Source organism: Paractinoplanes rishiriensis (assembly GCF_016862375.1).
Taxonomy (GTDB): domain Bacteria; phylum Actinomycetota; class Actinomycetes; order Mycobacteriales; family Micromonosporaceae; genus Actinoplanes; species Actinoplanes rishiriensis.
This window is the reverse complement of record NZ_BOMV01000039.1, coordinates 68,012-89,926: the sequence shown is the minus strand read 5'-3', so window position 1 is coordinate 89,926 and position 21,915 is coordinate 68,012. Positions and strand designations below refer to the sequence as shown.

Here is a 21,915-nt window from a genome sequence, read left to right as displayed (position 1 = left end):
GTAATGGCTATCTGGCTTACCAAGGACTCCAAGGTCATCGTCCAGGGCATGACCGGTGCCGAGGGCTCGAAGCACACCCGGCGGATGCTCGCCGCGGGCACCAACGTGGTCGGCGGGGTCAACCCGCGCAAGGCCGGCACGAAGGTTGACTTCGACGGCACCGAGCTGCCGGTCTTCGCGTCGGTGGCCGAGGCGATCAAGGAGACCGGCGCCGACGTGTCGGTCATCTTCGTCCCGCCGGCGTTCACCAAGGCCGCGGTGGTCGAGGCGATCGACGCCGAGATCGCGCTCGCCGTGGTGATCACCGAGGGCGTGCCGGTGCAGGACTCGGCGGCCTTCTGGGCGTACAACGTCGACCGGGGGCAGAAGACCCGGATCATCGGCCCGAACTGCCCCGGCATCGCCTCGCCGGGCGCGTCCAACGCCGGCATCATCCCGGCCGACATCACGCCGGCCGGCCGGATCGGCCTGGTCAGCAAGAGCGGCACGCTGACCTACCAGCTGATGTACGAGCTGCGCGACATCGGCTTCTCGAGCTGCGTGGGCATCGGCGGCGACCCGGTCATCGGCACCACCCACATCGACGCGCTGAAGGCGTTCCAGGAAGACCCGGACACCGACGCGATCGTGATGATCGGCGAGATCGGCGGCGACGCCGAGGAGCGGGCGGCCGAGTTCATCAAGGCCAACGTGACCAAGCCGGTGGTCGGCTACATCGCCGGCTTCACCGCCCCGCCCGGCAAGACCATGGGCCACGCCGGCGCGATCATCTCGGGCTCGGCCGGCACCGCCGACGCCAAGAAGGTGGCCCTCGAGGCCGCCGGCGTCAAGGTCGGCAAGACCCCGAGCGAGACCGCGCGGCTCATGCGCCAGGTCATGAGCTGATTCCGGTACGAGCAATGACGGCGCGCCGCCACCCGGGCCCAGGTGACCCGAATGGCGGCGCGCCGCCGTATCTGCGTCGCCGCAGCCCCTCCGTCGTGCAAAAGTAGGCGACGATGCCCACCCCACCCGACCGTCCCGACGACTCGGAAGACCCGTTCGCGGTAGCCGAGGCGGCCTTCGCCGCCCGCGAGACGGTCCCGCTCGACCGCCACACCGAACCTCTCCCCGCCCCCTCATCGGGCCCACCCGACAAATCCGATAAATCCGGTCAGGGCGGGCGGCGTGGCGAAGAGGGGCGACACGGCGAAGAGGGGGTGCGCGGGGATGCTGGGCTGCGCGGTGAGGGCCGGCGGCGCGGTGAGGGCGGGGTGGAGCGGCCGACGCAGGCCATCCGGGCTGAGGGTGGCAAGGCGGATCGGGCGGCCTCGTCCGGTGGCATGGACCGGTCCACCGAGGCCATCTCCGGGCCGGGCTCGGGTGGGCGGCCCACCGTGCTGGTTGATGACAAGGTGCTGGGGGACCGGCCTACCGTCCGGGTGCCCAGTCAGCGCCGGCCGCCCGGGCCGGCGCGGCGGGCGCCGTTGCCGGTTGCGGTGGGGTTCGCGACGGTGTGGGCTGCGGCTCTGTCCTATGTTCCCGTTGCTGCTGTGATCGGGCTGGCTCGGACCCTGGAGGGGCAGGGCGGGCTCGCTGGTGCCGCGCATGCGGGGCTGGCCGGGTGGCTGCTCGGGCACGGGGTTCCGATCGGGACGTCGATCGGGGCGCTGGGGCTGGCACCGCTGTTGCTCACCATGCTGGTCGGCTGGCGGCTCAACCGGGCCGGGCTGCATGTCACGCGGGCGATCGGGGCCCGGCGTAACGGGTCCACCGGGTCCGCACTGCTGGTCGCGTTCGCTATTGCGTTGACCTACTCGCTGCTCGGGTCGATGGCTGCGCTCGGGGTGGACGGGCGGGGCACCGATGTGGCGCCGGCCCAGGCGGCGATCAATTTCTTTGTGATCGGGCTGGCCGGCGGGCTGGTGGGGGCGCTGCGCGGCACCGACGCGCTGAGTGTGCTGGCCCGCCGGACGCCGGTTGCGCTGCGGGCCGGTGTGCGTACCGGTCTCATCGCGACACTTTTCATCCTGGCCTCGGGGGCCGCGGTCACCGGGCTGTCCGTTGCCCTCGGCGGCGGGCAGGCGGCCGACACCATCTCCGCGTTCCGCACCGGAGTGGCGGGGCAGGCCGGGATTACGCTGCTCAGCCTGTCCTACGGGGCCAACGCCGCGGTCTGGGCCGCCGCCTATCTGCTCGGGCCGGGATTTGCGCTGGGCACCGGCTCGGCCATCCGGCTCACCGAGGTCACCGTCGGGCCACTACCGACCTTGCCGCTGCTGGCCGGGCTGCCGAACGGGCCGATGGGGGCGGCGGGCGCGGCCCTGCTGGCGGTTCCGGTGCTGGCGGCCATGGCGGCCGGCTGGCTGCTGACCATGCGGGTGAACCGCGGGATGCCGGCGGCGGCACCGGGCGAGAAGCCGGCCACGCCGTGGTCGCTGCTGCTCGGCGGGGGAGTGCTCGCCGGTCCGGTGGCCGGTGTCGCGCTGGGGGTGCTCTGCCGGCTCTCCGGCGGGCCGCTGGGCGACGGCCGGCTGGCCACCATCGGGCCGGATCCGTGGCAGGTCGGGCTGGTCGCCACCGCGGTGGTGGCGGGGGCGGCGGCCGCCGGTGCGGCCGCGGGACGTGCTTTTGGGCCGGCCCGCAAGAACTGACGGGCCGGCCCGGGGAGAACTCAGTTGGTGCTGTTGTTCTCGAGGTAGGTCTGCCAATCGAGCTGGGACAGGCTGAACGACAGGATCAGGATCAGGATGCCCAGCACGACACCGACACCCGAGCAGATCAGGCCGGCCTTGGCCTGGCCGCCGTTGCTCGCCAGACCCTCGTTCGCCTTCTTGAGGCCGAGCCAGCTGAAGACCCCGCCGACGATGCCGACGATGATGCCCAGGTACGGGCAGCAGGCCAGCGGGATCGCGATGATTCCGAGGATCATGCCCACCAGGCCCTGGGTGTTCTGTCCGCCGGCCGGCTGGCCGGCCGGCGGGCCGTAGTTCGGAGGCGGGCCGTAGTTCGGAGGCGTAGTCACGCTTTCATCCTTCAGGTTGAGCTGCTTGCACAGCGAAATATCGACAGATTCCTAGGGACCGGGAGCGTAGTCGATGATCAGGTATTTCGTGTGCCCGGCCAGGTAGCCCGTTGTCGGGCTGCCGCCGCCGCGGCGATAGGGTGCACCGGTGACCGACCTAGCGCCTGCCCGCCTGGTCGTCCTCGTCTCCGGATCGGGCAGCAACCTGCAAGCTCTGCTCGACGCGAGCGCCGACCCGGGCTACGGCGCCCAGGTCGTCGCGGTGGGCGCCGATCGGGACGGCATCGCCGGTCTCGACCGCGCGGCCGCCGCGGGCGTACCCACATTTGTGGACTCGCTGAAGGCGTACGAGACACGTGACGACTGGGACGCGGCCCTCACCGCCCACGTCGCCGAGCACAAGCCCGACCTCGTTGTCTCGGCCGGCTTCCTCAAGCTGGTCGGCCCGGCGTTCCTGGCGGCGTTCGGCGACCGGTACATCAACACGCACAACGCGCTGCTGCCGTCCTTTCCCGGCATTCACGGCCCGCGCGACGCGCTCGCGTACGGCGTCAAGGTGGCCGGCGCCACCCTCTTCTTCGTCGATGCCGGCATCGACACCGGCCCGATCATCGCCCAGGTGGCCGTCCCCGTGCTCGACGACGACACGGAGGAGACGCTCACCGAGCGGATCAAGGTGGCCGAGCGCACCCAGCTGGTCGACGCCGTCGGCCGCCTGGTCCGCCACGGCTGGACCATCGAAAACAGGAAGGTACGTATCAGATGAGCGAGGGCCGTCGCCCGATCCGCCGGGCGCTGCTGAGCGTGTGGGACAAGACCGGCCTTGTCGAGCTGGCCCGGGCGCTGCACGCCGCCGGGGTGCAGATCGTCTCCACCGGGTCGACCGCGTCCACGGTCGAGGCAGCCGGCATCCCGGTGGGCCGGGTGGAGGAGCTGACCGGCTTCCCCGAGTGCCTCGACGGCCGGGTCAAGACGCTGCACCCGCGGGTGCACGCCGGCCTGCTCGCCGACCTGCGCCTGGATTCCCACGCGGCCCAGCTGCGCGAGCTCGAGATCGAGCCGTTCGACCTGCTGGTGAGCAACCTCTACCCGTTCGTCGAGACGGTTGCCGCGGTCGCCAGTGAGGACGAGTGCGTCGAAAAGATCGACATCGGTGGTCCCGCCATGGTCCGGGCCGCGGCCAAGAACCATCAGTCGCTTGCCGTCGTCACGGCCGTCGAGGCGTACCCCCTGATCTTGGATGCTCTGGAACGCGGCGGTTTCACGCTGGCCCAGCGCAAGGTGCTCGCGGCGCGGGCTTTCGCCGACATCGCCGAGTACGACGTGGCGGTCGCCAACTGGTGCGCCACCACCCTGGCCCCGGCCGAGTGGCCGGAGTTCGCCGGGATGGCGCTCCAGCGGCAGAACACCCTGCGGTACGGCGAGAACCCGCACCAGGAGGCCGCGCTCTATGTCGACCCGGGCGCGCCGGTCGGGCTGGCCCAGGCCGAGCAGCTGCACGGCAAGGAGATGTCGTACAACAACTACGTCGACGCGGACGCGGCCTGGCGCAGCGCCAACGACTTCACCGAGCCGTGCGTGGCGATCATCAAGCACGCCAACCCGTGCGGCCTCGCGGTCGGCGCCGACGTGGCCGAGGCGCACCGCAAGGCGCACGCCTGCGACCCGGCGTCCGCGTTCGGCGGCGTGATCGCGGTCAACCAGGAGGTCAGCGTCGAGCTGGCCCGGCAGGTCGCCGAGATCTTCACCGAGGTGATCGTCGCGCCCGGGTTCGCCGACGGCGCGCTCGACGTGCTGCGCGAAAAGAAGAACCTGCGGGTCCTGGTGGCCCCCGCGTGGGCGCCGGCGCCGGCCGAGATCAAGCAGATCGGCGGCGGCGTGCTGGTGCAGATGGCCGACCGGATCGACGCGCCCGGCGACGACCCGTCCGGCTGGACCCTGGCCACCGGCACTCCGGCGTCCGCCGAGGTGCTGGCCGATCTCGCGTTCGCCTGGCGGGCGATCCGCGGCGTCAAGAGCAACGCGATCCTGCTGGCCCACGAGGGCGCCACCGTGGGCGTCGGGATGGGCCAGGTCAACCGGGTCGACGCGGCCAGGCTGGCGGTCGACCGGGCCGGTGCCGAGCGGGCCAAGGGCAGCGTGGCCGCCTCGGACGCGTACTTCCCGTTCCCGGACGGCCTCGAGGTGCTGATCGCGGCCGGGATCACCGCGGTGGTGCAGCCGGGCGGCTCGATCCGGGACAGCCTGGTGATCGAGGCGGCCGAAAAGGCGGGCCTCACCGTCTACCTGACCGGCACCCGGCACTTCTTCCACTGATGGAAACCCTGGTGCAGAACCAGACCTTCTCGGGCGCCGACTGGGCGCTCGAGGAGGTCACCGGGGTGCGCTACGAGGACTGTGCCTTCCACGACGTCGACTGGTCGGAGGCGCAGATCACCGGGTGTGCGTTCACCCACTGCACGTTCGGCAACACCCGGTTCAACGCGGCCACCCTCGACCGGGTGGCGATCCTGCAGTCGACGCTGGAGCGTTGCTCGTTCTTCGACGCCACGTTGACCGGGTGCAAGCTGACCGGCAGCCAGTTCGTCGACTGCGGGCTGCGACCGCTGACCGTGGACGGCGGCGACTGGGGTTTCGTGTCGCTGCGCGGGCAGAACCTCACCGCGGCCAAGCTCGGCGGCCTACGGTTGCGGGAGGCGGACCTTACCGGCGCCGACCTGACCCGGGCCGACCTGCGCAACGCCGACCTGTCCGCGGCGCGGCTCAAGGACACCGTGCTCAACGGTGCCGACCTGCGCGGCGCCGACCTCGGCGGGGTGGCGTTCCGCGAGGTCGACCTGCGCGGCGCCAAGATCGACCTGGCGCAGGCGGCGCTGTTCGCCACGGCGTACGGGGCCATCGTTTCGGGCTGAGAGGGCGTCGCGTGTCGGCACGGATCCTGGACGGCAAGGCCGCCGCGGCGGCGGTCAAGGACGACCTGCGGGCGCGGGTGAAAAACCTGGCCGGGGTCGGACTCGGCACCGTTCTGGTGGGCGACGACCCGGGCTCTCGGGCCTACGTGGCGGGCAAGCACCGCGACTGCGCCGAGGTCGGCATCGGCTCGATCCGCCACGACCTGCCCGCCGACGCCGCGCAGGAGCACGTCGAGGCGGTGCTCGCCGAGTTGAACGAGGACGACGCCTGCCACGGCTACATCGTCCAGCTGCCGTTGCCCGGTCACCTGGACACCGGCCGCGTCCTCGAGCTGATCGACCCCGACAAGGACGCCGACGGCCTGCACCCGGTCAACCTGGGCCGGCTGGTGCTGGGCTTCCCCGGCCCGCTGCCGTGCACCCCGCGCGGCATCGTCCACCTGCTCCGCCTCAACGACATCGCGCTCAAGGGCGCCGAGGTCACCGTGGTGGGCCGGGGCACCACCGTGGGCCGCCCGCTCGGCCTGCTGCTCACCCGCCGCTCGGAGAACGCCACCGTCACGCTGTGCCACACGGGCACCCGCGACCTGGCCGCGCACACTCGGCGCGCCGACATCGTGGTGGCCGCGGTCGGCGTGCCCGGCCTCATCACCGCGGATATGGTCAAACCGGGGGCCACCGTGGTCGACGTCGGCATCACCCGGGTGGCCGGCGGCAACGGCAAGGGCCACTACACCGGCGACGTGGCCGCCGACGTCCGCGAGGTGGCCGGTGCCCTGGTGCCGGTGCCCGGCGGCGTCGGACCGATGACCCGGGCGATGCTGCTGACAAACGTGGTGGAGCGCGCGGAGTGGCTTAGCTCGCGTTGACGTGACCGCCCGGTAATACGTCGTTAACCGGCTGATACGGTCGGCCAAAAAGGAGTGGTTATGGGCAAGAAGGTAACCGTCGTAGGCGCCGGTTTCTACGGGTCGACGACCGCACAGCGGCTGGCCGAGTACGACATCTTCGACACCGTCGTGCTCACCGACATCATCGACGGCAAGCCGGCCGGCTTGGCCCTCGACCTCAACCAGTCGCGCCCGATCGAGGGCTTCGAGACCAAGGTCGTCGGCGTCACCACCGGCACGAACGGCGAAGGCTACGAGGCCATCGAGGGCTCCGACGTGGTGGTCGTCACCGCCGGCCTGCCGCGCAAGCCCGGCATGAGCCGGATGGACCTGCTCGAGGTCAACGCCAAGATCGTCCGCCAGGTCGCCGAGAACATCGCCAAATACGCCCCGAACGCCGTGGTCATCGTGGTGTCCAACCCGGTCGACGAGATGACCGCGCTGGCCCAGCTCGCCACCCAGTTCCCCAAGAACCGCGTGTTCGGACAGGCCGGCGTGCTCGACACGGCCCGCTTCACCAACTCGATCGCCGAGACCCTCGCGGTGCCGGTCAAGAGCGTCAAGGCGCTCACCCTCGGCTCGCACGGCGACACCATGGTGCCGGTCCCGTCCCGCTGCACGGTCGACGGCAAGCCGCTGAGCGAGCTGCTCCCGGCCGATAAGATCGAGGAGTTGGTGGTCCGCACCCGTAACGGCGGCGCCGAGGTGGTGGCCCTGCTCAAGACCGGTTCGGCCTACTACGCCCCGTCGGCCGCCGCGGCCCGGATGGCCAAGGCCGTAGTCGAGGACTCCGGCGCGGTCCTGCCGGTCTGCGCCTGGGTCGACGGCGAATACGGCATCTCCGGCGTCTACCTCGGCGTGGAGGCCGCGATCGGCGCCACCGGCATCAGGCACGTGGTCGAGGACAAGCTGACCGACACCGAGCTGGCCGGCCTCAAGGAGGCGGCCGAGGCGGTCCGGGCCAAGCAGGCGGACGTCGCCAACCTCTAAATTCTTTGCCGGTACGGGCGGCGGCCGCCACCAACCGCAAGGTGGCCGCTCCCGGATCGGCGGGCGCCGATAGCTCCGCCGCGCGATCACGCCGACCCGGGTGATAACACGCATCAGCGTTCCGGGTAACACCAGGTCGGGGTCGGCCGACGATCTTCGGGGTCCGGGCAGTACGCTCGTACTGCTAAGCATGGTTTCGGGAGAGGAGCGCCGGCCGATGGCGAAAATCAAGGTCACAAACCCGGTCGTGGAGCTCGACGGCGACGAGATGACCCGGATCATCTGGAAGCAGATCCGGGAGCAGCTGATCCTGCCCTACCTCGATGTCCCGCTCGAGTATTACGACCTGTCGATCCAGCACCGCGACGAGACCGACGACCAGGTGACGATCGACGCGGCCAACGCCATCAAGCAGCACGGCGTCGGCGTCAAGTGCGCCACCATCACGCCCGACGAGGCGCGGGTCGAGGAGTTCGGCCTCAAGAAGATGTGGCGGTCGCCGAACGGGACGATCCGGAACATCCTCGGCGGCGTGGTGTTCCGCGAGCCGATCATCATGTCGAACGTGCCGCGGCTCGTACCGGGCTGGACCAAGCCGATCATCATCGGCCGGCACGCGCACGGCGACCAGTACAAGGCGACCGACTTCGTGGCGCCCAAGGCCGGCAAGTTCACCATGACCTTCACGCCGGAGGACGGCTCCGAGCCGATCGAGTTCCACGTGGCCGACTTCCCAGCCGGCGGCATCGGCATGGGCATGTACAACTTCGACGAGTCGATCCGGGACTTCGCGCGGGCCTCGTTCCGGTACGGCCTGGCGCGGAACTACCCGGTCTACCTGTCCACCAAGAACACGATCCTGAAGGCGTACGACGGACGCTTTAAAGATCTTTTTGCGGAGATCTTCGAGAGCGAGTTCGCCGACCAGTTCAAGGCGGCGGGGCTGACCTACGAGCACCGGCTCATCGACGACATGGTCGCGGCCGCGCTCAAGTGGGAGGGCGGTTACGTCTGGGCCTGCAAGAACTACGACGGTGACGTGCAATCCGACACCGTGGCCCAGGGCTTCGGCTCGCTCGGGCTGATGACCTCGGTGCTGATGACGCCGGACGGCCAGACCGTCGAGGCCGAGGCCGCGCACGGCACGGTCACCCGGCACTACCGGCAGTGGCAGAAGGGCGAGAAGACCTCGACCAACCCGATCGCCTCGATCTTCGCCTGGACCGGCGGCCTCAAGCACCGCGGCAAGCTCGACAACAACGCGGCGGTCACCGAGTTCGCTGAGACGCTGGAAAAGGTCTGTGTCGAGACCGTCGAGGGCGGCCAGATGACCAAGGACCTGGCGCTGCTGATCTCGCGCGACGCCCCCTGGCTGACCACCGACGAGTTCATGAACGCCCTGGACGAAAACCTGGCGCGCAAGCTCGCCTGATCTTCACCGAGATCCCACCTTTCCCGCGCATGGCCGGAAAGGTGGGATCTTCGTCGTTGCGGTCATGACCGTGCCGGCCCGACGATCGATGCATGGCCGACCACCACGTGCAGATCGTCCTCTTCGACGGGGTGCAGAGCCTCGACGTCACCGGACCGCTCGAGGTCTTCCACTACGCCCGCGGTTACCGCGTCACCACCGCCAGCATCGGCGGCGCGGCCGTCCGCACGTCCAGCGGCCTGCGCCTGACGCCCGACGAGGCGCTCGCGGAGCCGACCGTGGACACCCTGGTGGTGCCGGGCGGCCACGGCACCCGGCAACCGCAGCCCGCGGTGGTGGCCTGGCTGCGCGCGCACGCCCACCGCCCGGCCCGGATCATGTCGGTGTGCACCGGAGCGTTCCTGCTGGCCGAGGCGGGCCTGCTCGACGACCGGAAGGCCACCACGCACTGGATGTACTGCGACACGCTGGCCGGCCGGCACCCCAAGGTCGCGGTCGACCCCGACCCGATCTTCGTGCGGGACGGCCGGATCGCCACCTCGGCCGGCGTCACCGCGGGCATCGACCTGGCGCTGGCCCTGGTCGAGGAGGACCGCGGCCGGAACGTCGCGCTCGGCGTCGCCCGCGGCCTGGTCATGTACCTGCGCCGCTCCGGCGGCCAAAAGCAGTTCAGCGCCCAGTTGTCCGCCCAGGTGGCGCACCGTGAGCCGCTGCGCGAGGTGCAGCGCCTGATCGCCGAGCACCCGGAGACCGATCTGTCGGTCGCCGCGCTCGCCGCTCACGCCAACCTGTCGCCCCGTCAGTTCACCCGCGCGTTCGCGGCCGAGGTCGGCGTCCCGCCCGGCCGCTACGTCGACCAGGTGCGCCTGGAGACCGCCCGCCGCCTGCTCGAGGACACCAGCGACGGGATCGCCGAGGTGGCCCGCCGCGCCGGTTACGGCACCCCCGAGGCGATGCGCCGCGCCTTCCTGCAGGCCGTGGGCGTGGGCCCGGCCGAGTACCGCCGCCGCTTCTAGTTTCTCGTTCCCGGAAAGGTCAAAATCGTGAAAATCAACATCATCCTGTACGACTCCGTGACTGCGCTCGACGCGGTCGGCCCCTACGAGGTGCTCGGTCGCCTGCCCGGTGCCGAGGTGCACTTCGTCGCCGAGCGCGCCGGTCCGGTCCGCACCGACACCGGCCACCAGTTGCTGGTCGCCGCCGCGTCGCTGGCCGAGGCGCCGGCCGCCGACCTGGTGCTGGTGCCGGGTGGATACCGGCCGCCGATCGAGCCCGGCCCGGTCCACGACTGGCTGCGCGCCGCCGACGCCACCAGCACCTGGACCACCTCGGTCTGCGTCGGCTCACTCGTGCTGGCCGCGGCCGGCCTGCTCACCGGCCGCCGGGCCACCTCGCACTGGATGACCCTGGATCGCCTGCCCAGCTTCGGTGCGGTGCCGGTGCCCGACCGGGTGGTGGTCGACGGCAAGTACGCCACCGCGGCCGGCGTCTCGGCCGGCATCGACCTGGCCCTCGACCTGGCCGGCCGGATCGCCGGTGCCGAGGCGGCGCAGACCATCCAACTGGGCATCGAGTACGACCCGGCACCACCGTTCGCGGCCGGCTCGCCGGACAAGGCCCCGGCGCCGATCGTGGACTTCCTCCGCGAGCACCGCGAACTGGTCGTCGGACTTTGAGCTCATGCGGCAAATCGCATGTTTATTTCCGTAACCAGTGGAAATGGCCGTCGTTTCTTAGAGCGAAACGGATGACGGCCGCGCCGGCGAGGGTGTTCGCCCACCTTCCGGCTGCCTTGTCCCGGGCGCCGGTCGGTAATTCCCGGCTTCGGTGGCGGCCAGTCCCTTCCCTGCGGGGGGCCTTGTCCCGGGCCCCCCGCCCCCATAACTTGGCCCCATGCCGCCCCTCGATCATCTGGCCGCCTTCGCGCTGGCGGCGTTCGTGCTCATCGTGATCCCCGGCCCGTCGGTTCTGTTCGCGGTGAGCCGGGCACTGGCCTACGGCCGCCGGGCCGCACTGGCCACGGTGATCGGCGGCGCGCTCGGCTCGCTGGTCCTGTCCGTAGCGGTGGCGGTCGGCGTGGGCGCGGTGGTGCAGGCCTCCGCCGCGGTCTACACCGCGATCCAGCTGGCCGGCGCGGCCTACCTGGTCTACCTGGGCATCCAGGCGATCCGGCACCGCCGGCAGTTGCGCGAGGCCTTGGACGCGCCGGCCGCCCCGCTCGGCGACCGGCGAACGGTGATCGAGGGCTTCCTGGTCAACCTCACCAACCCCAAGACAATCGTGTTCTTCGCCGCGGTCCTGCCCCAGTTCGTCGACCCGGCGGCCCGCCACGTGACCGCGCAGATGGTGGTGCTGGGCGCCGTGGTGGCGGCGATCGGCCTGGCGATGGACTCGGTATGGTCGGTGGCGGCCGGCGCGGTGCGCACGTGGTTCGCCCGCTCACCCCGCCGCCTGGACGCGGTCGGCGGCGCCGCGGGCCTGACGATGGTCGGCCTGGGCGTCGGTCTGGCCGTGACGGGGTCGGCCGTGACGGGCCGGCGGTGACGGGGTCAGCGGTGACGAGGTTGGCGGTGACAGGTGCCGCTTTCGCCCCCTTTGGCCGCGGGGCGCCACTTCCGCCTTGTTGGTCGGGAGACCGCAGCCGGTCCTGCCTCCAAGATGCGCCATCGTCCCGCAGAGCCATACATTTCGGACAGTGGGACGACCGCCTTGGGGCGGCCACGCCTCCACCGGGCGCGCCCTAACCATGATATTTCCCTTATATCGGGCGGCTGCGCGTGGAGATTGTCGAGTTGCCGTTGGTCGGTGGCATCAGGTCCACCAGATCTGAGGGAGGTGTCGAGCCCATCCCGCGGTTGACTGGCAATTCGGGTAGATGCCTAGAACGACGAGCGCGCGGATGCGGCCGCTCATAGCTCGTGCAGGACCGACCTTTGTCCGGAATGTGCCTGCATACGCGCCGGGCTGGACTGTCTGCTGGGCCGCGCTGCGTGGTTGGCGCGGTGTGCGGGTGGCCGGGGCGGGGTGTTACTGGCCGATGCGGCCGTCTATGCGCTCGCGTAGCAGGTCGGCGTGGCCGTTGTGGCGGGCGTATTCCTCGATCATGTGGATCAGGACCTCGCGGACCGCGTCGCCTTCGGGGCCCTCGTGGCCCAGGTCGTCGATGGTGTCGACGAATTCCTCGGCGTACTCGATTTCGGTTTTCCAGGCGGCGAAGGCGGCCTTGACCACCTCGTCGTCGGGCACCGCGCCGTCGAAGTCGGCGTCTCGGTTTTCCTCGGTGCGGTAGATGCGCTGGACCCTGTTGCCGGCCAGGCGGATGCGGAACCAGTTGCGTTCCACGTCGGTCATGTGTCGGATCAGGCCCAGCAGGGACAACTTTGACGGCTCGACCGAGCGCCGGGCCAGCTGGTCGTTGTCGAGGCCCGCGCATTTGAGCTCCAGCGTGAGCCGCTGGTCGCGGAGATAACCGACCAGAGTGTCGCGCTCGCCGACGAAACCGCCGTCGGTGCGCGGGTCCTCCTCGGGCGCGACGAACATGTTGGACCACGCGAAACCGCTCATGATTCGAACCTACAGAATCTCCCGCAGGGTCTGCGCCGCCCGTTCCGGCACGATGTCGTTGACGAAAACGCCCATTGCGGACTCCGAGCCCGCGAGGTATTTCAGCTTGTCGGCGGCCCGCCGGATGCTGAACAGCTGGAGGTGCAGGTAGCCCAGGTCGCGGCCCTCGCCGACGACCGCCTGGTGCCAGGCCGAGATGTACGGCATCGGCTTGCCGAACAGCGCGTCGAACCGGCGCAGGACGTCGAGGTAGAGCGGGCCGAACGCGTCCCGCTCCGGATCGGACAGTGCCGGCAGGTCGGGCACCTTGCGGTGCGGGGCGATCTGGATCTCGTACGGCCAGCGGGCCGCGGCCGGCACGTAGGCGGTCCAGTGTTCGTTGGTTCCGACCACCCGGGCGCCGTCGCGCCGCTCGGCGGCCAGCACGTCGGTGTAGAGGTCGTTGCCGGTGCGGGCGCGATAGGCAGCGGCCGCCGCCAGCAGGGCCCGGGTGCGCGGCGGCACGGTCGGGTACGCGTAGATCTGGCCGTGCGGGTGGTGCAGCGTCACGCCGATCTCGACACCGCGGTTCTCGAACGGGAAGACCTGCGTGACCCCGGGAATCGCGGACATCTCGGCGGTCCGGTCGGCCAGCGCGTCGACCACGGTGCGCACCCGCGCCGGTGGCAGTGCGCCGAACGCGCTGTTGTGGTCGCTGGTGAAGCACACCACCTCGCAGCGGCCCACGCCCGGGCGTACCGGAACCAGGTCTGTCAGGGCGGTGATCTCGTCGGGCTTGATCCGATCGCTGAACGACGGGAACTGGTTTTCGAACACCACCACGTCGTAGTCCGGCGCCGGGATCTCGCTGGCGAAGGCCGACGTGGACGGACACAGCGGACACGCGTCGCTGGGCGGCAGGAACGTGCGGGTCTGCCGGTGCGCGGCCACCGCCACCCACTCGTCGACCAACGGGTCGTAGCGCAACTGGGAGGCCGGCGGCGGCGGGGGCAGCTGCCTGGTGTCCGGGTAGTCCGCCCGGTGCCCGGCGGTGGATTCGTCGAAGTAGACGAGTTCGCGGCCGTCCGACAGCCGGATCGCGGTGCGGTTCCGGATCGTCACTGTCCGCTCACCACCACGAGTTCCGGCACCGTCTCCTCGAGCAGCGCGCGGGCCTGCTCGTCCAGGCCGTCGTCGGTGATCAGCACGTCGGCCCGTTCCAGCGGCACGATCGAGGAGATGCCGACCGTGCCCCACTTGGTGTGGTCGGCCAGCACCACCAGGCGCTCGGCCGCCTCGACCAGGGCCCGGTTCACGTCGGCCTCCATCAGGTTGGGGGTGGTGTATCCGGCCCGCTCGCTCATCCCGTGCACGCCCAGGAACAGCACGTCCAGGTGCAGGGTGCCGATCGCGGCGGCCGCGACCGGGCCGACCAGGGCGTCCGAGGGGGTACGCGTGCCGCCGGTCAGCACCACGGTCTGGTCGGGCCGTCCGGCGCGGTAGAAGATGTCGGCGACCGGGATCGAGTTGGTCACCACGGTCAGCGACGGCACGTCGACCAGCCGCTGGGCCAGCCCGGCCGTGGTGGTGCCGGCGGACAGCGCGATCGCGTCGCCGGGCGAGACCATGGACGCGGCGCGCATCGCCATGGCGGCCTTCTCCCCGCGCTGGCGCACCGACTTGGCGGCGAATCCGGGCTCGTGTGCCGAACCGGGGCTGACCGTGGTGGCGCCGCCGTGTACCTTCGCCAGGAGGCCGCGATCGGCCAGCGACTCGAGGTCACGGCGGATCGTCATGTCGGACACGCCGTACTCGGAGGCCAACTCGCTGACCCGGACGCCACCGGCGGCCCGGACCCGGTCGAGGATGGCCGCCTGACGTTGCTGGGCCAGCATCAGAGCTTGCCCAACCAGTAAACGATCCGCACTAATTCGAACACTCCCGAACATTACCTCGTGCTCGGGTGTGCTGAAAAGAGTGAGGTTAGATACCTCGCCCCCGCTTGTGCAGGGCGGAGAGCACATTTTCCACCTTGACCGCGCCGGTCATGGCGGCCAGCGCGATCGCGGTGCGCGGTTCCTTCCAGTTCGCCCGCACCGCCTCCTTGCTGAACTGCCACGCCTGGCTGCGGTTGCCGCTGGCTGCCGACCAGCAGGCCAACTGGCCGTAGACCCGGGCCGCGCCGGGCCGGCAGCCGCTGATCTCCGGGTGCCGTTGCATCATCCAGCGCAGTGACGAGATCTTGGTGGCGTACTCGTACGCGTAGTGCGAACTGCGGCCCCACAGCACCCGGACCAGCGGCTCGTCCAGGTGCACGATCGGTGCCCGGCGGGCGGCCCGCAGCAGCAGGTCCCAGTCCTCGTTCTGGCTGCCCGGCGCGTCCTCGGCGACCAGTCCGACGGCGTCCGCGGTCAGCGCCTCGCGCCGGATCAGGAACGACGACGAGTGCAGCATGGCCATCCGGGAGCGGGCCAGTTCGCCGACCGTGACCCGGCTGCGTCCGGCCAGGCGCGGCGTGCACCGGCCCTCGTACTCCACCTCGATCGCACACGTGGCGAACTCCGAGTCCGGCTCGGCCAGCAGCGCGGCGACCTGGCGGCGCAGCTTGTCCGGCAGCCACTGGTCGTCGTCGTCGCAGAACGCCACGTACTCGGTGTCGAGCGCCAGGATGCCGGTGTTGCGGGCGCCGGCCAGGCCCGAGGTGCGCCAGTTGGTGAGCACCAGCACCTGCACGTCCTCGGTGGAGGCCAGCAGGTAGTCGGGCTCGGTCTGGTCGTACACCACCAGGATCTTGAGCTCGCCCGGATAGCGCTGGTCGCGGACCGACGCGATGGCCTTGCGGACCAGTTCGGGCCGGTTGCGGGTGGGGATGACGACGCCGACCGACGGCCAGTTCATTTCGCCTCCGGGGCGGAGAGTGGGTATCCATAGGCGCGCAGCATCGGGCCGCACACCGTGCCGACGAGCCGGCGCTGGCGGGAGGGCAGGGCACGCACCCACGCGTCGTCGCGGCGCAGCGGCAGCCGGCCGACCGTGAAGCGCATCGGGTTGCCGGCCGCGCTGTGCCCGATCCGCAGGTCGGCGTGGTCCGGCTGGAGGAAGTCCAGGTCGCCGTCGCCCAGCGGCACGCCGGCGAACTCGGCGATCGTGGTGAGGGCGGCCCGCGGGTCGGCCAGGAACTCCTCGTACCGGATCCGGTGCACCGCCACGCCGCGGCGGGCGAGCAGGCCGAACGCCGCGTTGTGCGCGTTCCACAGCAGCGCCGAGCGGCCGGGAGAGTAGCGGGTCATCTCGTCGGAGCCGTCGGCCTCCGGGCGCTGCACCGTCTTGGTCCACGAGTACGCCACCCCGCGCGCGTCCCGGACCACGTGCAGCACGCGCAGGTCGAGGTCGCTCGACCAGCGCAGCACGTGGGCCAGCGCCGAGTGCTTGGACGAGTCGACCACCAGCCGGGCGCCGGACACCTCGGCCGCGGCGGCGTAGACCCGGGTGTAGTACTCGGCGTACTCGTGCACCTCCTCGGGCGCCTCGACGGCGGTGGCCAGCCGGGGGATGTGCCGGGTGCGCTCGACCGCGGCCTGCAGGTAGTGCACCCGGTCGACGTCCACGTTGTGCCAGCCGCCGAACGCCAGCGCGCCCACCCGGCGCCAGAACGTGCACTGCGAGAAGCGCGCGCCGCAGCCGCAGCGCTCGTCATCGCGGATGTCGCGCTGCCAGAGGTGAACGACCTCGCCGAGCGCGCACACGCCGGGAAGCTCGCCGAGCAGACGTTCGACGAGGGTTGTCCCACTACGTCCTAATCCACCCAGAAATAACGCCCGTGCCACTTTGGCCTACCTTCGCTCGTTTCGCTCCTATAACGAGCGAAAGACCGTGAAGGAGGCGTTGGGTGACCATTGAGGCGTTCGACCGGGTGCAGCTGGACGGCACCGGCATCGACCGGATCACCGAGGCGGAGGTGGTGGCCGTGGTGCGCAACGCGCTCGCCGACGGCCGGGGCGGCCGGATCATCACCCCGAACATCGACATCCTGCGGCGGGCGCAGGCCGAGCCGGAGACCCGCCGGCACCTTGCGGACGCCGATCTGATCGTGGCCGACGGCATGCCGCTGATCTGGGCCAGCAAGCTGGGCGGCACCCCGCTGCCGGAGCGGGTGGCCGGCAGCAGCCTGATCTGGTCGCTCTCGGCCGGCCTGGGCCGCGACGGCCGGTCCATCTTCGTGATCGGCGGGGCGCCCGGCCGCCGGGGCGAGTCGGACGGCGCCACCCGGGCCGCCGACCGGCTCACCCGGGAGTGCCCGGGCCTGCGGGTGGCCGGCACGTTCTGTCCCGACTTCGGGTTCGAGCGCGATCCGGCGGCGTACGCGGATCTCTGCACCAAGGTGATCGACGCCGACCCGGACCTGGTCTTCGTGGGGCTCGGCTTCCCCAAGCAGGAGGACGTGATCGCCCGGATCCGGCCGTTCCTGCCGCGGGCCTGGTTCGTCGGCTGCGGCGCCGCGGTCAACTTCGTGGCCGGCGACGTCGACCGGGCGCCGCGCTGGATGCAGCGCACCGGCCTGGAGTGGGCGCACCGGCTGGGCACCGAGCCGCGCCGGCTGGCCGGACGCTATCTGCGGCACGACGCCCCGTACGCGCTACGCCTGCTGGCTCGGGCCCCCGGGCAGCGCGCCGCTAACCGTACGCGCGTACTGTAAAGGGATGTTGCACCACGTTCAGATTTTGATCCCGCCGGGCGGCGAGGACGAAGCCCGGGCCTTCTACCGAGGCGTCCTCGGCATGACCGAGTTGCCCAAGCCGCCGGTCCTCGCCGCCCGCGGGGGCTGCTGGTTCCGCGGCGGTGGTTGGGAGATCCATCTGGCCCCGGTGGCCGGGTTCACCGCAGAAAAGAAGGCGCATCCGGGCGTACTCGTGCCTGATCTTGATCTTTTGGCCGGCACGCTCGAAGCCGCCGGATACCCGGTCGAGTGGGATCCCCACTTCCCCGGGCACCGGCGGCTCTACACCCACGATGCGCACGGCAACCGGCTCGAGTTCCTGCAGCCGATCACGGGTTGAAGTACGGGTCCCGCACCAGCTTGTGGAACGCCTTGAACGCCGGCTTGTCGCCGGTGAGCTGGAACTGCTTGGTGGGACCGTTGCCCTCGGGGTCGGACTCGAAGTAGACGACCGCCTTGATCTGCGGGTTCGCCTTGAACGTGCGGGCCGCGTCGCGCAACCAGGCGGCCCGCCCGGCCGAGCCCCACGCCTTGGCGACCCCGAACTCGCCCACCACGATCGGCTTCGGACGCTGCGCGGCCCACTGCAGGAACGGGCCCATCAGCTCGGCGATCGGCGCGAACCGCTCGCCGGCGTAGACGTCCACGCAGGTCCAGTCCACCTGGTCGTCGCCCGGGTAGAACCCCGGTGCGTCGCCGCGGATGAAGCCCTCGGCGGTCGGGCACCACACCCAGGAGACGTTCTTGACCCGCTCCTGCCGGAAGATCTCCCGGACGTACTTCCAGGCCGCGATGTAGTCGGCGCCGGACCACATGGTGGCCCGCAGGTTGGGCCGGTCCATCTCCCAGCGCATCCGGAGCAGCACCGGGCGGTGCACCTTGCGGATCGCCCGGGCCTGCTTGCGGATCAGGTCGTCGTGCTCGCCGTCCAGGATGGACCGGTTGTCGCCGGTGGCCCAACTGACCATCAGTGTCGCGCCCTGGGCCAGGAACTCCTTGTCCGAGGGCGTGCCGACCATCTGCTCGAACCGCCGGTAGGTGTTGACGATGTGCAACGACCGGCCGAGTTCCGACTCCAGGCCCTGCACCGCGGCGAGCCGGCCCACGTGGGTCAGCTCGTCCGGCTTGATCCAGGCGCCCACGTACGCGCCCTTCTTCGGTGCCTTGAACGGTCCGGCCTTGAACGGTCCGGAGTGGATCGCCACGGCCGGCGGCGGTGCGGTCAGGTTGGGCGACGGCTTCGGGGCCGGCTTCTCCTTCTCCTTACCGAACGAGCAGCCGGCCAGCGTCAGCGTCGTTACCAGGACGAGAGCTGCTGCCTTACGCATGAGCCCGGCGCGCCGTGTACAGCACGTTCACCGCGTACCCGTCGCTGCCGGGCAGCTTGCGCACTGCCGCGTCGGCGGCCCGGGCGATCGGGTTGCCGTGCAGCGACGGCGTGATCATCGAGAAGCCGCGCCGCTCCACCACCTCGAAGCCGTGCCGGGCCATCAGCCGGTCCACCTGCTCGTGCGACAGTTCGGCGAACCAGCGGTCGTCCCGGTGCCGGCGGGCCCCCAGGTGCCGCAGCGAGCCGGCGTTGCCGTGGTTCTCCACCACCAGCAGGCCGGACGCGTGCGTCGGCAGCACCTTGGCGGCGAACGCCAGCGCGCGGTCGCGCACCGCCTCGTCGACGTTGAGCAGCAGCCGGAACATGGTCACGATCGCCGGGTGGCCGGCCTCGACCGGCTCCGGGACCGGGCCGTCGACCGCTACCTGGTGCCAGGTCGCGTGCGAGCCGACCTCGGCCGCCTTGGCCATCATCTCGGCCGAGGTGTCGTAGCCGTGCGCCTCCCGGACCAGACCGTGCAGGGTGCGGATAGCCCGGCCGGTGCCGCAGGCGAAGTCGTGCTGCACCGGCGCCCGCGGGCCGAACTCGCGTCGTACCAGCGTGCGCAGATAGTCACGCTGCCGCTGGTTGATCTGCGACGCGTAGCTGTCCGGCGCGTACGTGACGTGCTCGTACTTGTCGACCGCGCCGGCGTCCTGGAACACCTTGCTGTAGTCGGTGGTCAACTTGTCCTCCTTGATGATGTGAAGGCCTTCAGCGCGAGCCGGTCGCGCAACAGCCACGCCCCGGCCAGGAAGGCGGGGCCGCCGAGTGCGAGCCCCATGGCCGGTCCGGCCACGTGCGGAAGTACGCCGAAGCAGGTCACCGACAGCAGCGCCGCGGCCCGGGTGCCGGGCCCGAACGGGTGCAGGCCGGCCGAGCGGCCCACCTGGATCAGCGGCAGCAGGTTGTTGACCAGCAGCGCGCCGGCCAGCCCCAGGGCCGCGCCGAGCGCGCCGAGGCGGGGGATGAGCAGCACGTCGAGCGCCACCGTGACGGCGAGCGCGAGCAGCACGTTGACCAGGTTCCACGAGGTTCGGCCGGCCATCGCGAGGACCATGTCGACCATGCCGCAGCCGGTCGCCACCAGCATGGCGCCGGCCAGCACCAGGACCACCGGCGCGCCGGCCGCGTACCCGGCGCCGAACAGCCGCAGGTAGACCGGCGCGAACACGATCACCAGCAGGCAGATCGGCCAGGTCACCAGCACCAGCCACCCGGTCGCGGTCTGATAGAGCCGCTTGGCCGCCGCGAGATCGCCGGCGGCCAGCGCCTCGGCCAGTCGCGGCTGCACCGACTGCGAGACGCCCTGGTTGGCGAACTGGATCAGCACCACGAACCGGCCGGCGACCGCGTAGACGGCGGCCGGTGCCAGCCCGCCCAGCAGCGCCACCAGCAGCACGTCCACCCGCTGCAGCGCCAGTTGGGCGACGCTGGCCAGCGCGCGCGGCCCGGTGAACTGCCAGAACTCGCGGCGCAGCGCGCGCCGTTCGGCTGGGTGGGTGGTCACTCCGGCCGGTTTGCCCGCGCGATAGACCTTGCGGAGTGCGTACGCCGCCAGCACCGTCACCGGCAGATAGGGCGCCGCCCACGCGCACGCGAACATCGCCAGCGAGCCCGCCGCGACTCCGGCCCAGGCCACCAGCACCAGCTGTAACGCGCTGCGCAGGACCCGGTCGTAGAGCACGGTCGGCCGCATCGCCCGGTAACCCCGGGTCGCGGTCAGCAGCGCATCGGTGAGCGCCTGCAACGGCAGGAAGACCGCCAGCATCCGGATGCCCGCGGTGTGCGCGCCCACCACGGCCGGCGACTCCCGCGCGGTGGCCGCCGCGATCTGCGGCGCGGCCAGCCACATCAGCGCGGCCAGCAGCACCGACAGCACCAGCACCGGCAGCAGCCCGGTGCGCAGGCAGGCACCCAGCAGGTGGGCCCGGCCGGTGGTGCGCAGCCGGGCCGGCCAGTACACCAGGCCGGTCTGGGTGCCGAGCTTGGCCAGGCCGCCGGTCAGCACGAACGCCGCGGTGGCCGCGAAGAACGCGCCGGCCTGCTCGGCGCCGAGCGAGCGGGCCGCGATCCAGGTGACCACCACGCCGGTGCCGCCGGCCAGCGCCGAACCGGCCATGTTCGCCAGGCCGCCGCGCGCCGTCTTCTCGACCGCCCGGCGCTCGAGGACCTCCGTCATGTACTGCGCCAGACCGGCATCCGGCCCAGCCACCGGGCCAGCGCCTCGTCGTGCGGCAGGTAATGGTTGGTCAGCTCACGGCGCAGGCCCGCGTCCATGTCGCTCTGCCGGGGCCGGGCGTTGTGCCGCTCGAACGGCGGCCGTTCGAGGTAGGTCGGCAGGCCGAGGAAGTTGCAGACCTCGTCGTACACGTCCTCGGGCTCGCTGAAGAACCGCTCGCTCTCCACCACGTGGATCCGGTCCCGGCCCACGTGCTGGGCCATCACGTTCAGGTAGCGGGCGTACTCGCCGCGGGCCCGGTAGGCGTGGTGCTGGTGGGCGAAGCTGTAGTAGGACGGGTCCTCGGCCAGCCGCTCCTCCTGCCGGTGCAGCCGGGCCGCTTCCAGGGCCAGCGCGCCGCCGAAGTCGCGTTCCGGCTCGAAGCCGCGGGCCACCTCGTGGTGGTGCTGCGAGTAGGCCCGCTCCACCGGGTCGCGCACGAGCACCACGAGCCGGGCCTGGGGCAGGTCGCGGGCGATCCGGGCGGCCGCCTGCGGGTGGTACATGTAGTACGGGCTCGACTCGAAGGTCTGCGCCGTCACGCCGTACCGCTCGGAGACCTTGTCGGCGCTGCGGTTCAGCGGGAAATGCGCCCGGTACCAGTCCAACCCCCGGTCGTACGACGTGTCGAAGTAGTGCACGCCCTTGTGCAGCACGGCCTTGAGCACCACCGGGTGCGCGGCCAGCGCCCGGTACATCGAGGTGGTGCCGCAGCGCTGGCCGCCGCAGATCAGGAACGAAGGGGTCATCCGCCCCGGGGCGGTCAGCCGGCCGTACGAGCGGGTGCCCAGGTGCACGACCCGTTTCATCGGGGCCGGCAGGTTGCGCACGTTCATC

23 protein-coding genes are annotated in these 21,915 nt (G+C 71.2%); 13 read left to right on the top strand and 10 right to left on the bottom strand.

Going from position 1 to position 21,915, the window contains the following annotated elements; translation table 11 throughout:
* Positions 1-3 precede the first annotated feature (3 nt).
* Entirely contained in the window at positions 4-885 is an 882-nt protein-coding gene (sucD, locus tag Ari01nite_RS17310; protein WP_203782288.1) for a succinate--CoA ligase subunit alpha, read from the top strand.
* Positions 886-998: 113 nt separating this feature from the next.
* Positions 999-2,633: a cell division protein PerM gene (locus Ari01nite_RS17305; RefSeq protein ID WP_239162812.1), complete on the top strand. Its 1,635-nt coding sequence runs from the start codon at positions 999-1,001 to the stop codon at positions 2,631-2,633.
* A 20-nt stretch (positions 2,634-2,653) separates the two neighbouring features.
* On the opposite strand, the gene Ari01nite_RS17300 is transcribed toward Ari01nite_RS17305, so the two are convergent.
* Positions 2,654-3,004, bottom strand: a complete 351-nt coding sequence (locus Ari01nite_RS17300) for a DUF4190 domain-containing protein (RefSeq protein ID WP_203782287.1) — start codon at positions 3,002-3,004, stop codon at positions 2,654-2,656.
* Between the two features lie 148 nt (positions 3,005-3,152).
* On the opposite strand from Ari01nite_RS17300, the gene purN reads away from it, so the two are divergent.
* The 9 genes from purN to Ari01nite_RS17255 all read left to right on the top strand — a co-directional run bounded on the left by purN (position 3,153) and on the right by Ari01nite_RS17255 (position 11,772).
* Positions 3,153-3,770: a phosphoribosylglycinamide formyltransferase gene (gene purN, locus Ari01nite_RS17295; RefSeq protein ID WP_203782286.1), complete on the top strand. Its 618-nt coding sequence runs from the start codon at positions 3,153-3,155 to the stop codon at positions 3,768-3,770.
* The gene (gene purH, locus Ari01nite_RS17290) at positions 3,767-5,320 is read left to right on the top strand and encodes a bifunctional phosphoribosylaminoimidazolecarboxamide formyltransferase/IMP cyclohydrolase (protein WP_203782285.1); all 1,554 of its coding nucleotides are present in this window, start codon (positions 3,767-3,769) and stop codon (positions 5,318-5,320) included. The genes purN and purH overlap by 4 nt, the downstream gene beginning before the upstream one ends.
* Positions 5,320-5,916 (top strand): pentapeptide repeat-containing protein, encoded by a 597-nt coding sequence (locus tag Ari01nite_RS17285; protein WP_203782284.1) that lies wholly within the window; start codon positions 5,320-5,322, stop codon positions 5,914-5,916. Before purH ends, Ari01nite_RS17285 begins: the two co-directional genes overlap by 1 nt.
* An 11-nt stretch (positions 5,917-5,927) precedes the next feature.
* On the top strand, positions 5,928-6,785 hold the full coding sequence (locus Ari01nite_RS17280; RefSeq protein ID WP_203782283.1) for a bifunctional methylenetetrahydrofolate dehydrogenase/methenyltetrahydrofolate cyclohydrolase: 858 nt from the start codon (positions 5,928-5,930) through the stop codon (positions 6,783-6,785).
* A 60-nt stretch (positions 6,786-6,845) separates the two neighbouring features.
* Entirely contained in the window at positions 6,846-7,796 is a 951-nt protein-coding gene (gene mdh / locus Ari01nite_RS17275) for a malate dehydrogenase (RefSeq protein WP_203782282.1), read from the top strand.
* A 217-nt stretch (positions 7,797-8,013) separates the two neighbouring features.
* A complete protein-coding gene (locus Ari01nite_RS17270; protein WP_203782281.1) occupies positions 8,014-9,228 on the top strand; it encodes an NADP-dependent isocitrate dehydrogenase in 1,215 nt (404 codons plus the stop codon).
* A 92-nt stretch (positions 9,229-9,320) separates the two neighbouring features.
* Positions 9,321-10,244: a GlxA family transcriptional regulator gene (locus Ari01nite_RS17265; RefSeq protein ID WP_203782280.1), complete on the top strand. Its 924-nt coding sequence runs from the start codon at positions 9,321-9,323 to the stop codon at positions 10,242-10,244.
* A gap of 27 nt (positions 10,245-10,271) precedes the next feature.
* Entirely contained in the window at positions 10,272-10,904 is a 633-nt protein-coding gene (locus tag Ari01nite_RS17260) for a DJ-1/PfpI family protein (protein ID WP_239162811.1), read from the top strand.
* A gap of 217 nt (positions 10,905-11,121) precedes the next feature.
* The gene (locus Ari01nite_RS17255; RefSeq protein ID WP_203782279.1) at positions 11,122-11,772 is read left to right on the top strand and encodes a LysE family translocator; all 651 of its coding nucleotides are present in this window, start codon (positions 11,122-11,124) and stop codon (positions 11,770-11,772) included.
* 483 nt (positions 11,773-12,255) lie between these two features.
* Here Ari01nite_RS17255 and Ari01nite_RS17250 read toward each other — a convergent pair whose 3' ends face one another.
* The 5 genes from Ari01nite_RS17250 to Ari01nite_RS17230 all read right to left on the bottom strand — a co-directional run bounded on the left by Ari01nite_RS17250 (position 12,256) and on the right by Ari01nite_RS17230 (position 16,598).
* Positions 12,256-12,792 (bottom strand): DinB family protein, encoded by a 537-nt coding sequence (locus Ari01nite_RS17250; RefSeq protein ID WP_203782278.1) that lies wholly within the window; start codon positions 12,790-12,792, stop codon positions 12,256-12,258.
* A 9-nt stretch (positions 12,793-12,801) separates the two neighbouring features.
* On the bottom strand, positions 12,802-13,893 hold the full coding sequence (gene galT / locus Ari01nite_RS17245) for a galactose-1-phosphate uridylyltransferase (protein WP_203782277.1): 1,092 nt from the start codon (positions 13,891-13,893) through the stop codon (positions 12,802-12,804).
* Positions 13,890-14,666: a DeoR/GlpR family DNA-binding transcription regulator gene (locus tag Ari01nite_RS17240; RefSeq protein WP_203782276.1), complete on the bottom strand. Its 777-nt coding sequence runs from the start codon at positions 14,664-14,666 to the stop codon at positions 13,890-13,892. The genes galT and Ari01nite_RS17240 overlap by 4 nt, the downstream gene beginning before the upstream one ends.
* An 88-nt stretch (positions 14,667-14,754) precedes the next feature.
* On the bottom strand, positions 14,755-15,669 hold the full coding sequence (locus Ari01nite_RS17235; RefSeq protein ID WP_203782275.1) for a glycosyltransferase family 2 protein: 915 nt from the start codon (positions 15,667-15,669) through the stop codon (positions 14,755-14,757).
* Positions 15,666-16,598 carry a sulfotransferase gene (locus Ari01nite_RS17230; RefSeq protein WP_203782274.1) on the bottom strand — a complete coding sequence of 311 codons (933 nt, stop codon included), beginning with the start codon at positions 16,596-16,598 and terminating at the stop codon, positions 15,666-15,668. Before Ari01nite_RS17230 ends, Ari01nite_RS17235 begins: the two co-directional genes overlap by 4 nt.
* Before the next feature lie 62 nt (positions 16,599-16,660).
* Here Ari01nite_RS17230 and Ari01nite_RS17225 point away from each other — a divergent pair, with 62 nt between their 5' ends.
* Positions 16,661-17,467 carry a WecB/TagA/CpsF family glycosyltransferase gene (locus Ari01nite_RS17225; RefSeq protein ID WP_203782273.1) on the top strand — a complete coding sequence of 269 codons (807 nt, stop codon included), beginning with the start codon at positions 16,661-16,663 and terminating at the stop codon, positions 17,465-17,467.
* A 4-nt stretch (positions 17,468-17,471) separates the two neighbouring features.
* Positions 17,472-17,828, top strand: coding sequence for a VOC family protein (locus tag Ari01nite_RS17220; protein WP_203782272.1), 357 nt, complete (start codon positions 17,472-17,474; stop codon positions 17,826-17,828).
* On the opposite strand, the gene Ari01nite_RS17215 is transcribed toward Ari01nite_RS17220, so the two are convergent.
* The 4 genes from Ari01nite_RS17215 to Ari01nite_RS17200 are packed head-to-tail and all read right to left on the bottom strand — an operon-like array spanning position 17,818 to position 21,914.
* Positions 17,818-18,816: a glycoside hydrolase family 26 protein gene (locus Ari01nite_RS17215; protein ID WP_203782271.1), complete on the bottom strand. Its 999-nt coding sequence runs from the start codon at positions 18,814-18,816 to the stop codon at positions 17,818-17,820. The genes Ari01nite_RS17220 and Ari01nite_RS17215 overlap by 11 nt on opposite strands.
* On the bottom strand, positions 18,809-19,543 hold the full coding sequence (locus Ari01nite_RS17210; protein ID WP_203782270.1) for a methyltransferase domain-containing protein: 735 nt from the start codon (positions 19,541-19,543) through the stop codon (positions 18,809-18,811). The genes Ari01nite_RS17215 and Ari01nite_RS17210 overlap by 8 nt, the downstream gene beginning before the upstream one ends.
* On the bottom strand, positions 19,540-21,039 hold the full coding sequence (locus Ari01nite_RS17205) for a lipopolysaccharide biosynthesis protein (RefSeq protein ID WP_239162810.1): 1,500 nt from the start codon (positions 21,037-21,039) through the stop codon (positions 19,540-19,542). Before Ari01nite_RS17205 ends, Ari01nite_RS17210 begins: the two co-directional genes overlap by 4 nt.
* Positions 21,036-21,914 carry a sulfotransferase family protein gene (locus Ari01nite_RS17200; protein WP_203782269.1) on the bottom strand — a complete coding sequence of 293 codons (879 nt, stop codon included), beginning with the start codon at positions 21,912-21,914 and terminating at the stop codon, positions 21,036-21,038. The genes Ari01nite_RS17205 and Ari01nite_RS17200 overlap by 4 nt, the downstream gene beginning before the upstream one ends.
* Position 21,915 lies beyond the last annotated feature (1 nt).

Coding starts and splice junctions, on each gene's coding strand:
- Ari01nite_RS17285 (WP_203782284.1), top strand. CDS start 5,320: ATGGAAACCCTGGTGCAGAACCAGACCTTCTCGGGCGCCGACTGGGCG.
- Ari01nite_RS17265 (WP_203782280.1), top strand. CDS start 9,321: ATGGCCGACCACCACGTGCAGATCGTCCTCTTCGACGGGGTGCAGAGC.
- Ari01nite_RS17255 (WP_203782279.1), top strand. CDS start 11,122: ATGCCGCCCCTCGATCATCTGGCCGCCTTCGCGCTGGCGGCGTTCGTG.
- Ari01nite_RS17250 (WP_203782278.1), bottom strand. CDS start 12,792: ATGAGCGGTTTCGCGTGGTCCAACATGTTCGTCGCGCCCGAGGAGGAC.
- Ari01nite_RS17240 (WP_203782276.1), bottom strand. CDS start 14,666: ATGCTGGCCCAGCAACGTCAGGCGGCCATCCTCGACCGGGTCCGGGCC.
- Ari01nite_RS17305 (WP_239162812.1), top strand. CDS start 999: ATGCCCACCCCACCCGACCGTCCCGACGACTCGGAAGACCCGTTCGCG.
- Ari01nite_RS17205 (WP_239162810.1), bottom strand. CDS start 21,039: ATGACGGAGGTCCTCGAGCGCCGGGCGGTCGAGAAGACGGCGCGCGGC.
- Ari01nite_RS17270 (WP_203782281.1), top strand. CDS start 8,014: ATGGCGAAAATCAAGGTCACAAACCCGGTCGTGGAGCTCGACGGCGAC.
- Ari01nite_RS17220 (WP_203782272.1), top strand. CDS start 17,472: ATGTTGCACCACGTTCAGATTTTGATCCCGCCGGGCGGCGAGGACGAA.
- Ari01nite_RS17200 (WP_203782269.1), bottom strand. CDS start 21,914: ATGAACGTGCGCAACCTGCCGGCCCCGATGAAACGGGTCGTGCACCTG.
- sucD (WP_203782288.1), top strand. CDS start 4: ATGGCTATCTGGCTTACCAAGGACTCCAAGGTCATCGTCCAGGGCATG.
- mdh (WP_203782282.1), top strand. CDS start 6,846: ATGGGCAAGAAGGTAACCGTCGTAGGCGCCGGTTTCTACGGGTCGACG.
- purH (WP_203782285.1), top strand. CDS start 3,767: ATGAGCGAGGGCCGTCGCCCGATCCGCCGGGCGCTGCTGAGCGTGTGG.
- Ari01nite_RS17235 (WP_203782275.1), bottom strand. CDS start 15,669: ATGAACTGGCCGTCGGTCGGCGTCGTCATCCCCACCCGCAACCGGCCC.
- Ari01nite_RS17215 (WP_203782271.1), bottom strand. CDS start 18,816: ATGCGTAAGGCAGCAGCTCTCGTCCTGGTAACGACGCTGACGCTGGCC.